The following is a 13,999-nucleotide window of genomic DNA, read 5'->3' on the forward strand; positions in this document are numbered from 1 at the left end:
CGAAAGCTCGGTTGCGGCATGCCGAACGCTCAGCGCGCCCGCACGGGTCACAGCTGCAGGACCGCCCAGGCCAGTTCCGGGACGAGGAAGAGCGCCAGCACGGGCAGCCCGCCCTGCGCCCAGGCCCAGCCCATCCAAAGGCTGAACAGCAGCCGGCCGGCGGCGTCGTAGCGGCCGAGGCGCAGCGTCGCCCCGCGCAGCCGCAGCACGGCCCAGACCAGCACGAGGCTGCCCATCAGCAGCGCAAACAGCGTCTGCACGGTGGCGAAGCCGGGCAGCGCCGGCCCGCCCAGCGACTGGTTGACGGCGCTGAGCTGGGCCCGGCTCAGCTCGAAGGTCCAGGGCGTGGCAAAGGGCGCGGTGACGACGAGGTCATAGAGCGCACTGAGCCAGACGACGCGCAGGAAACGGGCGGTGCTGAAGGAGGGCATGGAGGGGCCTGGACAAGGATAGTGACGAAGGCCGTCATGCTCGACCCTCGACTACGCTCCAGGGTCAAGCCCCGGATTCATCATTGCCCATGCGAATCGGCACCCTCGCCTCCCTGACCGGCCTCAGCCGCGACAGCCTGCGCTTCTACGAGAAGCGCGGCCTGTTGCAGGCGCGCCGTGCCAGCAACGGCTACCGCGACTACCCCGAGGAGGCGGTGCAATGGCTGGGCTATGTGCGCACGGCCCAGCAGCTGGGCTTCACGCTGGCCGAGATCGCGGCCGACCTGCCCCTGCTGGCCGAAGGGCAGGACGCCGGCCCCGCGCTGCGCGCCACGCTGGCGCGCAAGCTGGCGGACATCGACGCGCGCATTGCCGCGCTGCAAAGCCTGCGCACAGGGTTGGCCGCACGCCTGGCAGAAACGCCGGAGACTGGCGCGAGCTGCCCGCTGCGGCCCACTTGAGATGGCGGATTTGCGGGCCGAGCGCCGGGCCGCTCCCAAGCCGGCCCGCGTAGGCGATGTGCCTGCGGCTCAATGGCGCAGGCATCGCCGTCCCCCCGGGGGACCGACTGGGCTTGCCCGCGTTCAGCGGGGCAAGACCGGGCGAGGGGCTGATCTATGCCACCGCGCTGCGCACCGCCTCGCGCACGAGGCCGTCGAGCTTGCCGGTGATCTGCGTGAACTCGCCCGACACGACGGCGAACTCGCGGCCCGACACGCCGGCGCGGGCCGCCACGACCTGGGCGTTGAAGGACACGATGCGGGCGTGCCTGGCAATCAGCTCGATGTCGCCCATGACGGCCGTCAGCTGCTTCCTGGCCGAGGCAGCCTGCCGACGGGCGAGGTCTTCATAGACCTGGGTCAGCTTGTTCAGCGTGGCCAGCAGCGGCGTGGCGCTTTCCACCAGGGCCTCGAGCAGATCCGGCGTGCCCTGGGCCTGGGAGGCTATGGCATCGAGCCCGCGCTGCGCCAGTTCGATGAAGTGGGCGATGCGCTCGTCGGCGCGGTCGGGTCCGAAATAGGCCTGCTTGAGCTCGCCCCCGAGCGCGGCCGGCGAGAGCTCGCCGTCGAGCAGGGTGCGATGGGCGTCGCGAAAGGTCGCGAGCGCGTCGCGCGCCGTGGCCAGGGCGCCTTCGCGGCCCTGCGAGGCCAGCAGCGCATACAGCACGAGGCGCTGCGACGTGAAGCGGCGGCGGCCGGACAGGTTGATGCTCCTGCCGTACAGCTCGCCCGCCGTCTGCCGCGGTGCAGAGGGCGCTCGCTTTGGTGCATCGTCGAGGGCACGCGATTGGTGCAGCATGGGTGTCTCCGTGAGCTGGGTCACGACCGACGCCTCCCCAGGCGGGGCCGTCGGTCCTGTCACCCTAGGGTTAGCACGGGGCGTGCCAACCCCCTCGCTCAGCCAGCCAGGCCGCGCCGCAGCCGCCGTGCGGCCTCGGCCAGCGTGTCATCCCGCTTCGCGAAGCAGAACCTCACATGGCGGCGCTCCTGGGGCCGCTGGTAGAAGACCGACAGCGGGATGGCGGCGACGCCGATCTCGGTGGTCAGCCATTTCGCGAAGTCCAGTTCGGGCAGGTCGCTGATCGCGCCGTAGTCCACGGTCTGGAAGTAGGTGCCATCGCAGGGCAGCAGCCTCAGCTTGGTGCCCGCCAGCGCGGCACGGAAGCCGTCGCGCTTGGCCTGGTAGAAGTCGCCCAGGCCCTGCCATGGCGCCGGGTGGGCCAGATAGGCGGCGAGCGCATGCTGGGTCGGCGTGTGCACGGTGAACACCGTGTACTGGTGCAGGCGCCGGAAGGCCGCGGAGAGCGCCGCCGGCGCGGCGACATAACCCACCTTCCAGCCGGTGACGTGGAAGGTCTTGCCGAAGCTGCCGACGAGGAAGCTGCGCGCCGCCAGGCCGGGATGGCGCGCCACGCTCTGGTGGCGCTCGCCGTCGAAGACCATGTGCTCGTAGACCTCGTCGCTGATGACGAAGAGGTCGTGCTGCTCGGCGATGCGCTCCAGTTCGCGCAGGTCGTCCTCCGTGGCGACGCGACCGCTGGGGTTGTGCGGCGTGTTCAGCACGAGGGCTCGCGTGCGCGGCGTGACGGCGGCGCGCACGGCCGTCCAGTCCAGCCGATAGTCCGCCGTCATCGGCACGCCCACCGGCACCGCGCCGGCCAGGCGGATGGCGGGGTCGTAGCTGTCATAGGCCGGCTCGATGATGATGACCTCGTCGCCCGTGCCCACGCAGCACTGCAGGGCCGTGAACAGGGCCTGCGTGCCGCCGGCCGTGATGGTGATGTCGCGGTCCGCGTCGTAGGCCGACCCGTAGAGGGCATTGAGCTTGGCCGCCACCGCCTGGCGCAGCGCCGGCACGCCGGTCATCGGCGGGTATTGGTTGTGGCCGGCGGCCATCGCATCGGTAACGGCCTGCAGCAGGGCCGGGTCGGCGCCGAAGTCCGGGAAGCCCTGGCCGAGGTTGACGGCGCCATGCTCGGCGGCCAGCGCCGACATGACGGTGAAGATGGTGGTGCCGGCGTTGGGCAGCTTGGAGGGCAGGACAGGCATGGCCCGATTTTGCAGGCCAGCCCTGCCGCTCAATGGGCGGACCCGATGGGGTCGTAGCGCTGGCCGCGCAGCAGCGCCAGCGGCGAGCGCCAGTAGATGTCGATGTTGTGCAGCGGGTCGGTCAGGATCTTGACGACCCAGGCCAGGCCCCAGCCCGGCCCGCGCAGCACGGCCAGTTGCAGGCCGCGCAGCACCAGGCCCGAGGCGCCGAGCATCAGCCAGGCCAGGCCCACGTCGTGCGCCCAGCCGGCCAGGCCCTGGGCCGGCGCTATGAGGCCGAACAGGCTGGGGCTGAGGGCCAGCAGCACCGGCAGCGTCAGCCAGACGCCGATCAGCACGGCCTTGCGGCGCATGTTGTAGCCGGCCTTGATGGACTCCTTGTGTTCGTCCGTGGCCTGGTTGACATGGTCGTAGCCACGCGGCTCGAAGAAGATGTGGCCGCTCTGGCGCGTGACCATGCCGACGCACCAGCCCACCCAGGCCGCCGCGGCGGGGTCGACGAAGAGCAGGCCGTAGGCGACCAGGAAGCTGATCGCGCTGACGAGGTGCAGCGTCTGGTTGATGCGGCACTGGTGGTAGTAGCGGTGGTCGTCCCAGCGCAGGGTGCGGACCTGGTCCCAGAACTTGGCCATGATGGTGAAGCCTTCTCGATCACGCGCAACGCGTGGCGACAGCCTGACCGGCCTGCATGAAATTCCGGTTACGCGCCGGGTGCCGAATCGCCGCGGCTTGACCCAGCGCAAGAGCGGGCCGCGCGCGGCGCGGCTGTCATGACGCCGTCACCGGGGCTCGTGCTCGCCGCCGTATTGCTCGAACGCATCGAAGGCATGGGCCGCGTACATCAGCGCCGGGCCGCCGCCCATGTAGACGCAGACGGCCAGCATCTCCTCCAGCTCGGCCCGCGTGCAGCCGAGCTTGACGAGGGCCTCGGCGTGGAAGGCCAGGCAGGGGTCGCAGCGCGCCGCGACGCCGAGGGCCATCGCGATGAGCTCCTTGGTCTTGCGGTCGAGGACGCCGTCGCGCATCGCGGCCTGGGACAGCGAGCCGAAGCCGCGGGTCGTGTCGGGGATGTCGGCGCGCAGCTGCGCGAGCGTCGCCGAGACGTCGCCGGCAAGGGCGCGGTAGTTGGTGCTCATCGGGGGCTCCTGGCCATCTGTGCCGTGCCCATGCTGGCGGCAACGCGTGCCGCCAGCATTGATCTGAGGCAAAGGCCGGCTTCAGAGCTGGCCGGCGGCCGGGCCCTTGAGCTCGACGACATTGCCCTCGGGGTCGCTGACGTAGAGGGACGGCCCCTCGCCCTCGGCGCCGTAGCGGCTCTCGACCCCGCCGGCGTCGATGCCGTGCGACGCCAGATGGGCGCGGATGGCGGCCGCGTCGAAGGGCTCGACGCGCAGGCAGAAGTGGTCGAGGTTGCGGCCCTCGGCGCCCGGTGCCGCGCCGCCCATGCGGCCGAGCTTGCCGGCCACGGGCACGAGGTCGATCAGCGAGCGCCCCGCGCGCAGCTGCACGAGGCCGATCTCGTCTTGGCGGCGCTCGACGGTGCAGCCCAGGGTGTCGACGTAGAAGCGCAGCATCGCGTCGAGGTCGACGACGCGCAGCACGAGATGGTCCAGGCCTTGGAGCTTGAGCATGAGGGTGTCGTCAGCGCAGGCCCGCCCCCGCCGCGTTCAGGCGGCATCGAGCATCTGGCTGAAGAACTTCTCGCCGCTGGCCCGCGGCTTGTAGGCCGACACGGCCTTGGCGATGGCCGCGATATGGTCGGGCGTGGTGCCGCAGCAGCCGCCGGCGATGTTCAGGAAGCCGGCCTGGGCAAACTCGCCGACCAGGCGGGCCGTCACGTCCGGCGTCTCGTCGAAGCCGGTGTCGCTCATCGGGTTGGGCAGGCCGGCATTGGGGTAGCAGCTCACCGCCACCTCGCCCGCCACCTTGGACAGCTCCTCGATATAGGGCCGCATCAGCGTGGCGCCCAGCGCGCAGTTCAGGCCGATGGCGATGGGCCGCGCGTGGCGCACCGAGTGCCAGAAGGCGGTGACCGTCTGGCCGGACAGGATGCGGCCGGAGGCGTCGGTCACCGTGCCCGAGATGATGACGGGCAGGCGTTCGCCGGTGTCTTCCATCAGCTCGTCCAGCGCGAAGATGGCGGCCTTGGCGTTCAGCGTGTCGAAGATGGTTTCGACGAGGAAGAGGTCGGCGCCGCCATCCAGCAGGCCCTTGGCCTGCTCGTAGTAGGCGGCGCGCAGCGTGTCGAAGTCGATGTTGCGGGCGCCGGGGTCGTTCACGTCGGGGCTGATGGACGCGGTGCGCGGCGTCGGGCCCAGGGCGCCGGCGACATAGCGGGGCTTGTCGGGCGTCGAGTATTTGTCGCAGGCGGCACGGGCAATCTGCGCGGCGACGAGGTTCATCTCGTAGGCCAGCCCGGCCAGGTCGTAGTCTTCCTGAGCGACGGAGGTGGCGCCGAAGGTGTTGGTCTCGATGAGGTCGGCGCCGGCCGCGAGGTATTGCTCGTGGATCTCGCGGATGACGTCGGGCCGCGTGAACAGCAGCAGCTCGTTGTTGCCCTTCAGGTCCTTGCCATGGTCCTTGAAGCGCTCGCCGCGGTAGTCGGCCTCGGTGAGCTTGTAGCGCTGGATCATCGTGCCCATCGCGCCGTCGAGCACGGCGATGCGTTGCTGGAGCAGGGCCGGCAGGCCCTGGGCACGGGTGTAGGCGATGGGCTTCATGATCGGGCGATTCTCGCAGCCCGGGCAATGGCCTCGCCCAGTTGGGCACATGAGGCCGTGCCACCCAGGTCGGGCGTCCGGGGCGCGGCGGGGTCGGCCAGCACCGCCTCGATGGCCGCCATGACGGCGTCGTGGGCGGCGCGGTGGCCGAGGAAGTCCAGCATCATCGCGCCGGCCCAGATCTGGCCGATGGGGTTGGCGATGCCCTTCCCGGCAATGTCCGGCGCCGAGCCGTGCACCGGCTCGAACAGGCTGGGCCATTCGCGCGTCGGGTTCAGGTTGGCCGAGGGCGCGACGGCGATGGTGCCGGTGCAGGCGGGGCCGAGGTCGGACAGGATGTCGCCGAACAGGTTGCTCGCGACGACGACGTCGAAGTGCTGCGGCCGCTGCACGAAGTGGGCGCAGAGGATGTCGATGTGGAATTTGTCGACGGCCACGCCGGGGTACTGCGCGGCCATGGCCTCGACGCGCTCGTCCCAGTAGGGCATGGTGATGGCGATGCCGTTGCTCTTGGTGGCCGACGTGAGCCTGGCGCGCGGGCGCGAGGCGGCCAGCTCGAAGGCGAAGTGCAGCACGCGGTCCACGCCGACGCGGCTCATCACCGTCTCCTGGATGACGATCTCGCGCTCCGTGCCGGCATACATGCGCCCGCCGACGCTGGAGTATTCGCCCTCGGTGTTCTCGCGCACGATCCACATGTCGATGTCGCCGGGGCCGCGCCCCGCCAGCGGCGAACGCACGCCGGGCAGCAGGCGCGCCGGGCGCAGGTTCACGAACTGGTCGAACTCGCGGCGGAACTTCAGCAGCGAGCCCCACAGCGAGACATGGTCGGGCACCGTGGCCGGCCAGCCGACCGCGCCGAAGAAGATGGCGTCGTGGCCGCCGATCCGGTCCTTCCAGTCGTCGGGCAGCATCTGGCCATGCTGCTCGTAATAGCGGCAATGCGCGAAGTCGAACTCGTCGAAGCGCAAAGCCAGGCCGAAGCGCTCCGCCACCGCACGCAGCACGCGCAGGCCCTCGGGCATGACCTCGGTACCGATGCCGTCACCGGCGATGACTGCGATCTTCTGCATCGGGAATCCTCGTTGAGAACGTGGCGGCCTCGGACCGCATGGACGGATTCTGATTCAGGCGGTACGCAGGAAATAGAGGTTGGCGCTGCTGCGGGCCAGTAGCACGATGCCGCGCAGGGCCGGCACATAGCGCATGCGGTTCTGCATGCCGCTGCCGCCGCTCGGCGAGCCCGGGACCCTCACGCTGCCGGCGCGGAGGATGCCCATGTCCCAGGTATCGCCATCGTTGGGCTGGATCAGATAGACCCGGCCCGCCGCGTCGCCCTGGCCGGCGTAGAAAAGGAAACGATCGTTGTCCGGGTCGTAATCCATCGCGGCGTAGGCGGGCTTGTCGGCCAGCCACTGGGTCAGCGCCGGGCTCGAATTGAAGCTGACCGTGATCTGCTGATCACTGCCCAGCGGCACGCGGCTGGCGAACAGCCGGAAGGGGTCGTAGCCCTGGCCGTCGCCCCATTGCAGACAGAAGAGCTGCCCCCGGCGCGAATCGAAGGCGACCGGCCAACGTACCCTGTCGCCCTTGGTACTGGTGACGAGATCCGTCCATTTACGGTCCACCGGCGACCACTTCTTCAGGCCGTTGCTGATGACTTCGCCGGTGGCTCGGATCTGGCCCGCGCCGTACACGCCGACCGGCATGTCGACGAAACTGCCCTTGGCATCCCACTTGTTCGTGTCGAGGTTGAAGGCGTCGACCCTGGGGAAGTTCACGGCGGCGCCGTAAGCCGCGCGCACGCCGAACAGGATCAGGCGGTTGACCTGAGGCACGAAATGCAGCGAGCTGTAGATGTGGCGCGACGTGGGCTTGCCATCGCTGTAGTAGTCGACGTCCCGTGCGAAGGACGTGCTGGGTGCCTGGCGCTGCGTCCAGCTCGGCGTGTCGGCCGCCAGGCTCAGGGAGACGACACGGTTGTCGGCGGAGTCGTTGTGACCTCCCGCGGCCGCGATGAGGATCTCGCTGGTCAGCTCGTTGATGGCCATGCCGCTGTAGGCCTCGACCGCCGCCCCGCCGGCACCCGCCGTGCCCGGGATCTCGAACCATTCGCCGACGGGCTTGCCCGCCATCCAGGCCGGCGTGATGCGGGCCGGCGCAACGGACCAGACCGGTGCGCCATGGAAGGCGTCGCGCAGCGCGGGATAGTTGCTCGCCGTCGTCAGGCGCTGGTAGGCCGCCACGGCGCCGCTGACGCCGTGGCGGACCGCGTAGGCCAGCGCCGTCGCCAGATTGCCCCAGGCGGCCCGGTCGCCCGGCATGATCTCGCCGGCCAGCCGGCCTTCGACGCTGCCGAACCAGCTCGGCGCGCTGGCATAGGTCGCCGCATAGACGGCGGCATCGGTCGGATACCAGGGGCCCTTGCCGCCCTGGAAGTCGGGCACACGCACCGGCGAAATGCTCACCGTGTACTGGGCCGCGTTGACATACCAGAAGCCGGAGGCCGGCCCCAGGCGCATGACGGCACTGCGCGCCTTCCAGCGGAAGAAGGCCTCGTGCTTGGCCGCCACAGCCGGGGAGACCGGCAGGCCCATCGCCAGCGAATAGCCGAAGGCTGCGGTGACGAAGTCCTGCTGCCAGGACGCACCGAACTGCATGGCATTCTGGTAGCCCTCGCCGGGCTGGACCCAGCCATAGGGATTGTTCGGCTGGGCGACGTAGACGGCGTGGAAGCTCTCGATGTTGGACTGCACGCAGTCGATGAACTCCTGCCGCAGCACGGTGTCGCTGTCCGGCGTCACGTTCAGCGCCTGAGTCAGCGTGCGCCACTGCCAGGCGCAGGCCCGGGTCTGCCAGCCGCCAAAGCAGGACTGCACCAGGCCCTGGGCGCCGCGGCGCATATTGGGCTCGTCGGTCTTGGTCAGGTAGTTCAGCGTCGCGGCGAACTGCACCTGCTCCATGAAGTACCAGCGCCCGGTCAGCAGATAGGCCATATAGCCCACCGAGGGGCTGTGGGCACAGTCCCACTTGGGGGACTGCGTGCCCGCAGGCTTGGGCGTGTACTGGCTGCGCGTCGAGCCGCCGAGGTCGCTGACGCGGCTATCGCGGTTCAGCACGAGGTTGGGGTGGTCGGAGAAGCGCACCGGGCGCTGCGTCTTCTCGTCGCGGTAGTACAGCGGATAGCGGCCGGCGGCGAAGCCGTTGCGCACGACGGCGGCATAGGTGTTGGCGCTGTCGCAGGTCAGGTAGAGGGCGTCGTGCTGCGGCAGCAGGCCGATGGATTCCTGGTAGCCCGAGGCCGGCATGGAGTCGCCGTCATAGCTGAAATTGGCCTTGTCCATCGGCACAAAGCTCTTCACCAGGCCCTGCGCGGCAACGGCAGTGGGCGGCACCCGGGCGCTATAGGTCGGCACCTGCTCGGTCGCCTGCAGGTAGGCGACGTCGTGGCGCAGCGTGACGCCGGGGTCTTCGCCCAGCCAGTAGGACAGTTCCGGGCCGCTGATCAGCGGCGTGCGGCAATGGTGGGGCAGATCGATGGCCGCGTTGAATCGTTCGCTGCCGCCGAGCTTGAAGCCGTAGGTCGCGGCCTTGTTCACCGGGCCGGCCACCATCAGATAGCCGTTCTCGATCCAGGGCAGCACCTCGACGGCACCATTGGCGAAAAGCCGTACCTCGAGCCAGGCGACGAGGTGGGCATCGCTGCCAATCGGCTTGCGATAGACCCAGGACGACATCTGCGGGCCGCTGACCCAGGTCTGGAAGGGGGTGTCCCAATCGGATGCCCCGAAGCTGGCCGTGCCCAGCGCACCGGCCACGAATTCGGCCGTCACATGGGTCTTCTTCAGATCGGCCAGGCCCAACGCGGCAACCGTGCCGGCGCCTGGCGCGGCGCGGCGCAGTCGCACCGTCAGCATCGTATCGGCCGTCAGGTCGGCAAGCCCGGCCAGCTGCGCGAACTTCAGCGAGCCGTCCGGCCAGCTCGTGCGCGCAGTGACCTGCAGCGTGCCCAGGCTGCCGGCCACCGTCGAGCCGGCCGGAATGTCGCCACGCTTGAATGCGAAGCCGAGGGCAAACGGGGATCTGGCCTGCGTCTTCGCGCCGATGAGGCTGAACTGCATCGCACCGGTTCTGAAACCCAGCACAGCGGCCGACACGGCGGGCACGGAAGCAGGGGGGGGCCGTCGCGAAGCAGCCCCGCCTTCCGTGGCGGGCAACGCCGTTGCGGCGTCGCCGCAGCGCCCACCCCAGGGCAGGCCAGCGCTCATGGCGGTCGAATACTGGAGGAATCTGCGACGTTGGAAGCCGTTCATGGCAATTGAATCCTTTGTAGCCGCATGGGCTACAAACAGAACGAGACGGCTGCAGCGGCAGCGCGAAATTCTCTCTCCGGCCCTCGCCAACATCGTGGCGAGTTGTTACCGGGGCAGGATTGCCCAACGTATAACTTTGCGTTATCGAATCAAATGACCGGAGCGCTTGCCCTGAAGGGGCCCGCTCCGAACAATCCCGGCTCCTGCCTCGCCCGCGCCATGTTTCCCCTCCTGATGAAGTCCCTCGCTCCCGTCCTGCTGACCGCCTTCGCCCTTGCCGCCGTCACGCCGGCAGCACAGGCCCAGGGCAAGCCCCTGGTCTATTGCGCCGACGCCAGCCCCGAGGGCTTCGACCCCGGCATGTGGGACGGCGCCAGCACCAATATCGTCAGCGCCCAGATGTTCGACGGCCTGCTGGGCTTCAAGCGGCCGACGACGGAGCTGGCGCCCAAGCTCGCCGAGAGCTGGGAGATCTCGCCCGATGCGAAGAGCTTCACCTTCAAGCTGCGCCGCGGCGTGAAGTTCCACAGCACGGCCTGGTTCAAGCCCACGCGTGACCTCAACGCCGACGATGTGATCTTCACCTTCACGCGCTTCATCGATCCAACTACGCCGTTCAACAAAGCCTTCCCGGCCACCTTCGTCTACCCGCAAAACCTCGGCCTGGCCAAGCTGATCGACGGCATCGACAAGGTCGATGACATGACGGTGCGCTTCCGCCTGAAGCAGCCCAATGTGACCTTCGTCGCGAACTTCGCCTTCGCCTGGGCGGGCATCCAGTCCGCCGAGTACGCGGCCCAGTTGCTGAAGCAGGGCAAGGCCTCGCAGATCAATGTGCAGCCGGTCGGCACCGGGCCCTTCATGTTCAAGAGCTATGCGAAGGACGACGTACTGCGCATGACCGCTAACCCCGACTACTGGGGCGGCAGGCAGCCCACGCAGGCCCTGGTGTTCAGCATCAGCCGCGAGCCCAATGTGCGGGTGCAGAAGATCGCGTTGGGCGAATGCCATGTGGCGGCGGCGCTGCGCGACGTGGACGTCGGCACGCTGGCCGGCAACCCCAACATCAGCATCGAGAAGATCCAGGCGCTGAACGTCTCCTACCTGAGCTTCAACCTGAAGAAGCCGCCCACCGACAGGCGCGAGGTGCGCGAGGCGCTGGACATCGCCATCGACCGCGACGCCATCTTCAAGGCGCTGTTCCCGCGCGGCGACGCGATGCAGGCCGTCAGCGCCTTCCCGCCCTCCATCCCCGGCTACAACAAGAAGCTGAAGAACGAGTTCGACCCGGCCAGGGCCAAGGCCCTGCTGGCCAAGGCGGGCTTCCCCAACGGCTTCGACATCGACCTCTGGGCCCTGCCCGTGCAACGCCCCACCAACCCCAACGGCCAGCTGATGGCCCAGCTCATCCAGCAGGACTGGGCCAGGATAGGCGTCAGGGCCCACATCAAGACCTATGAATGGGGCGAGTACCTGAAGCGCGCCAACAACGGCGAGCACAACGTCTACATGAGCGGCTGGAGCGGCGAGACCGGCGACGCCGACGACTTCCTGACGCCCAACCTCAGCTGCGCGGCCAACAAAAGCGGCATCAAGTTCTGCAACGCCGAGTTCGAGAAGCTGATCGACGAGGCCCGCGCCACGCCCGATCCGAAGAAGCGCATCGCCCTCTACGAAAAGGCCCAGGAGATCTTCAAGCGCGAACGGCCGTGGATCACGATGGCCCACTCCACCGTCTACATCCCGATCCGCAAGGATGTCGTCGGCTTCAAGATGGCGCCCAACGGCAGCGTCGACTTCGAAGGGGTGTATCGCAAGTGAGGCTCAGACACATCGAGGTCTTCCACGCCATCATGCAGGCCGGCACCATCAGCGGCGCGGCCCAACTGCTGCACATCTCGCAACCCGCCGTGACCAAGGTGCTGCAGCACTGCGAGTTGCAGCTCGGCATGCCGCTGTTCGACCGCGTGCGCGGCAAGCTCTACCCGACGCCCGAGGCCCAGCGCCTCTTCGTCGAGATCGACAAGCTCAACCGCGACCTCGTCGGCATCCGCCGCCTGGCCGCCAACCTGAAGAGCGGCGAGAGCGAGCAGGTGCGCCTGGTCGTCACGCCGGCCCTGGCCCTGGCCATCGTGCCCGCCGCGATGACGCCCTGGTGCAAGGCCTTCCCGCACGCCAGCTGCTCGCTGGCCACCCATCACACGCGCGAGATCGTGTCCGCGCTGCTGCTCGGCGAGGCCGACCTGGCCCTGTCGCTGCAGGACCCGCGCCACCCCGGCATCAAGGCCGAGGCCATCGCCGGCGGGCCTATGGTCGCGCTCTGCCCCTTAAACAGCCCCGAGGCCAGGGGCGAAGGCCCGCTGGGCCTGGCCGACATCCGCACCGAGATCGTCGGCCTGCAGAGCGACGACCCGCTGGCCGGCCTGCTCCACCATGCCGGCGAGGCGCTGGGCCAACCGCTCGCCAGCCGCATCACCGTGCAAACCTACCAGCTCGCCCGCGCGCTGGTGGAGGCCGGTGTCGGCATGACGCTGGTGGACCCCTTCACCGCTGCCAGCGCCGACCCCGGCCGCGTGCGCGTGCGCCCGCTGAACCCGGCCGTCAACGTCAACCTCTACCTGCTCAGCGCCGCCAGCGCGCCGCTGGGCCAGGCCTCGCGCCGCCTCGTCAAGTTCATCACCGCCGCCGCTCAAGAGCATCTGGCAAGACTGCCTTGAACTCCATCCGCATCGAAGACATCGCCAGCCACCCTGACTTCCGCCGCCTGGCCACGCTGCAGCACGGCATCGCCGTGGACCTGCGCTATGCGACGCCCGACAATTTCGTCGGCCACTCGGTCTATGCCGGCATAGCCTGCGACTGGCTGCGCCGCGAAGCCGCCGACGCGCTGGAGCAGGCCGCCGCCTGGCTGGCCGGGCGCCGGCCCGGCTACCGCCTGCTCGTGCTGGACGCGCTGCGCCCCCAGCGCGTCCAGCAGCGTCTGTGGGACGAACTGCAGGGCACGCCGCTGACCCTCTACCTCGCCCATCCGGAGCGCGGCTCCATCCACAGCTACGGCATGGCCGTGGACATCACGCTGCTGGACCCGGCCGGCCGCGAGGTCGACATGGGCAGCGGCTTCGACGAGATGACGCTGGCCTCCCACCCCGACCACGAGGCCGAGCACCTGGCCCTGGGCGCGCTGACGGCCCGGCACCTCGTCGAGCGCGGCTGGCTGCGCGCGGCCATGCGCGAGGCGGGCTTTCACGGCATCCCGACCGAGTGGTGGCATTTCGACTTCGGCGACCGCGTGGCGGTGCGGCGGGACCTGCCAAGGGTGCTGTGAGGGCGGGGCTGGGGACTGATGGGCTGCTTGCGGCCAGCACCGGAGGCGGGCAGGCGCCTGCTTGGCGACGCTCAAACGTCGGGCACGAATCGCCAGCGATCAGTCCGAATCGGGGCGGCGACAAGCGTCTCAACTGAACCGGCTTGTGACTAGAGCCCGTTCGTAGTCAGGGAGGCCCTAGACGGGCACGATCGGCGCCAGCCGCGGCAACTCCTCGTCCGTCCACAGCCTGAAGTGGGCGACGAAATGCTGGCCCGAGCCGTCCTCCAGGCCGAAGCTGCCGCTGTTGCCCGGCGCCACGTCCAACGTCATCTGCAGGCCGGCCAGGTAGTCGCACTGGGCCAGGCTGGCGTAGACGGGCACACCGTCCACCGCGCCGAGGCGGCGGTCGTCGGCATTGAGCTTGAGCTCGTGCACGGCGAAGCACATCGGCGCGCTGCCGGCGCAGCAGCCGTGGGATTGGTAGAACAGCAGCTCGCCGTGCCGGGCCTGCAGTTGCCGGATCAGCGCCTGCGCGGCCTCGCTGGCCCGCACGCGGGGGATGGAAGTGCTCATGACGGGTTCCAATCGGGATAGGGGCCGGCCATTGACGGCCGAACCCCTCCCACACCACCCGGCATGCGGGTCCGCACCGGGCGGTTCGAGAAGTTGAGGTCATGAG

Annotated in this window: 14 protein-coding genes; 4 read left to right on the top strand and 10 right to left on the bottom strand. The window is 69.3% G+C overall.

Annotation, left to right across the window (positions count from 1 at the left end; genetic code table 11):
- Nucleotides 1-47: 47 nt before the first annotated feature.
- Nucleotides 48-431: a hypothetical protein gene (locus tag EV671_RS21715; RefSeq protein ID WP_132575728.1), complete on the bottom strand. Its 384-nt coding sequence runs from the start codon at nt 429-431 to the stop codon at nt 48-50.
- Nucleotides 432-520: 89 nt separating this feature from the next.
- On the opposite strand from EV671_RS21715, the gene EV671_RS21720 reads away from it, so the two are divergent.
- Nucleotides 521-892 (top strand): MerR family transcriptional regulator, encoded by a 372-nt coding sequence (locus EV671_RS21720; protein ID WP_132575730.1) that lies wholly within the window; start codon nt 521-523, stop codon nt 890-892.
- A gap of 154 nt (nt 893-1,046) precedes the next feature.
- Here the strand turns inward: EV671_RS21720 and EV671_RS21725 are convergent, their stop codons facing one another.
- From EV671_RS21725 to EV671_RS21760, 8 genes are all read right to left on the bottom strand, one after another.
- Nucleotides 1,047-1,730, bottom strand: coding sequence for a type IV pili methyl-accepting chemotaxis transducer N-terminal domain-containing protein (locus tag EV671_RS21725; RefSeq protein WP_132575732.1), 684 nt, complete (start codon nt 1,728-1,730; stop codon nt 1,047-1,049).
- A gap of 98 nt (nt 1,731-1,828) precedes the next feature.
- The gene (locus tag EV671_RS21730) at nt 1,829-2,980 is read right to left on the bottom strand and encodes a methionine aminotransferase (protein ID WP_132575734.1); all 1,152 of its coding nucleotides are present in this window, start codon (nt 2,978-2,980) and stop codon (nt 1,829-1,831) included.
- A gap of 29 nt (nt 2,981-3,009) precedes the next feature.
- Nucleotides 3,010-3,612, bottom strand: coding sequence for a hypothetical protein (locus EV671_RS21735; protein ID WP_132575736.1), 603 nt, complete (start codon nt 3,610-3,612; stop codon nt 3,010-3,012).
- A 147-nt stretch (nt 3,613-3,759) separates the two neighbouring features.
- Nucleotides 3,760-4,116, bottom strand: a complete 357-nt coding sequence (locus EV671_RS21740; protein ID WP_132575738.1) for a carboxymuconolactone decarboxylase family protein — start codon at nt 4,114-4,116, stop codon at nt 3,760-3,762.
- 81 nt (nt 4,117-4,197) lie between these two features.
- A complete protein-coding gene (locus EV671_RS21745; RefSeq protein WP_132575740.1) occupies nt 4,198-4,611 on the bottom strand; it encodes a VOC family protein in 414 nt (137 codons plus the stop codon).
- A gap of 36 nt (nt 4,612-4,647) precedes the next feature.
- On the bottom strand, nt 4,648-5,700 hold the full coding sequence (locus EV671_RS21750; protein WP_132575742.1) for a homocysteine S-methyltransferase family protein: 1,053 nt from the start codon (nt 5,698-5,700) through the stop codon (nt 4,648-4,650).
- On the bottom strand, nt 5,697-6,773 hold the full coding sequence (locus EV671_RS21755; RefSeq protein WP_132575744.1) for a tartrate dehydrogenase: 1,077 nt from the start codon (nt 6,771-6,773) through the stop codon (nt 5,697-5,699). Before EV671_RS21755 ends, EV671_RS21750 begins: the two co-directional genes overlap by 4 nt.
- A gap of 54 nt (nt 6,774-6,827) precedes the next feature.
- A complete protein-coding gene (locus EV671_RS21760; RefSeq protein WP_132575746.1) occupies nt 6,828-9,857 on the bottom strand; it encodes a hypothetical protein in 3,030 nt (1,009 codons plus the stop codon).
- A 390-nt stretch (nt 9,858-10,247) separates the two neighbouring features.
- Here EV671_RS21760 and EV671_RS21765 point away from each other — a divergent pair, with 390 nt between their 5' ends.
- Genes EV671_RS21765 through EV671_RS21775 form a run of 3 tightly spaced genes read left to right on the top strand, consistent with a single transcriptional unit; the run spans nt 10,248 to nt 13,338 of the window.
- Nucleotides 10,248-11,834: an ABC transporter substrate-binding protein gene (locus EV671_RS21765; protein WP_132575748.1), complete on the top strand. Its 1,587-nt coding sequence runs from the start codon at nt 10,248-10,250 to the stop codon at nt 11,832-11,834.
- On the top strand, nt 11,831-12,730 hold the full coding sequence (locus tag EV671_RS21770; protein WP_132575750.1) for a LysR family transcriptional regulator: 900 nt from the start codon (nt 11,831-11,833) through the stop codon (nt 12,728-12,730). Before EV671_RS21765 ends, EV671_RS21770 begins: the two co-directional genes overlap by 4 nt.
- Nucleotides 12,727-13,338 (top strand): M15 family metallopeptidase, encoded by a 612-nt coding sequence (locus EV671_RS21775; RefSeq protein WP_132575752.1) that lies wholly within the window; start codon nt 12,727-12,729, stop codon nt 13,336-13,338. The genes EV671_RS21770 and EV671_RS21775 overlap by 4 nt, the downstream gene beginning before the upstream one ends.
- Before the next feature lie 177 nt (nt 13,339-13,515).
- Here the strand turns inward: EV671_RS21775 and EV671_RS21780 are convergent, their stop codons facing one another.
- On the bottom strand, nt 13,516-13,893 hold the full coding sequence (locus EV671_RS21780; RefSeq protein ID WP_132575754.1) for a DUF779 domain-containing protein: 378 nt from the start codon (nt 13,891-13,893) through the stop codon (nt 13,516-13,518).
- Nucleotides 13,894-13,999 lie beyond the last annotated feature (106 nt).

Source organism: Roseateles saccharophilus, assembly GCF_004342485.1.
In the GTDB taxonomy this organism is placed as follows: Bacteria; Pseudomonadota; Gammaproteobacteria; order Burkholderiales; family Burkholderiaceae_C; genus Pelomonas; species Pelomonas saccharophila.

Bases quoted from the DNA above. Each gene is read 5' to 3' on its own strand.
- EV671_RS21715 (WP_132575728.1), bottom strand. From the start codon at position 431: ATGCCCTCCTTCAGCACCGCCCGTTTCCTGCGCGTCGTCTGGCTCAGT.
- EV671_RS21720 (WP_132575730.1), top strand. From the start codon at position 521: ATGCGAATCGGCACCCTCGCCTCCCTGACCGGCCTCAGCCGCGACAGC.
- EV671_RS21725 (WP_132575732.1), bottom strand. From the start codon at position 1,730: ATGCTGCACCAATCGCGTGCCCTCGACGATGCACCAAAGCGAGCGCCC.
- EV671_RS21730 (WP_132575734.1), bottom strand. From the start codon at position 2,980: ATGCCTGTCCTGCCCTCCAAGCTGCCCAACGCCGGCACCACCATCTTC.
- EV671_RS21735 (WP_132575736.1), bottom strand. From the start codon at position 3,612: ATGGCCAAGTTCTGGGACCAGGTCCGCACCCTGCGCTGGGACGACCAC.
- EV671_RS21740 (WP_132575738.1), bottom strand. From the start codon at position 4,116: ATGAGCACCAACTACCGCGCCCTTGCCGGCGACGTCTCGGCGACGCTC.
- EV671_RS21745 (WP_132575740.1), bottom strand. From the start codon at position 4,611: ATGCTCAAGCTCCAAGGCCTGGACCATCTCGTGCTGCGCGTCGTCGAC.
- EV671_RS21750 (WP_132575742.1), bottom strand. From the start codon at position 5,700: ATGAAGCCCATCGCCTACACCCGTGCCCAGGGCCTGCCGGCCCTGCTC.
- EV671_RS21755 (WP_132575744.1), bottom strand. From the start codon at position 6,773: ATGCAGAAGATCGCAGTCATCGCCGGTGACGGCATCGGTACCGAGGTC.
- EV671_RS21765 (WP_132575748.1), top strand. From the start codon at position 10,248: ATGAAGTCCCTCGCTCCCGTCCTGCTGACCGCCTTCGCCCTTGCCGCC.
- EV671_RS21780 (WP_132575754.1), bottom strand. From the start codon at position 13,893: ATGAGCACTTCCATCCCCCGCGTGCGGGCCAGCGAGGCCGCGCAGGCG.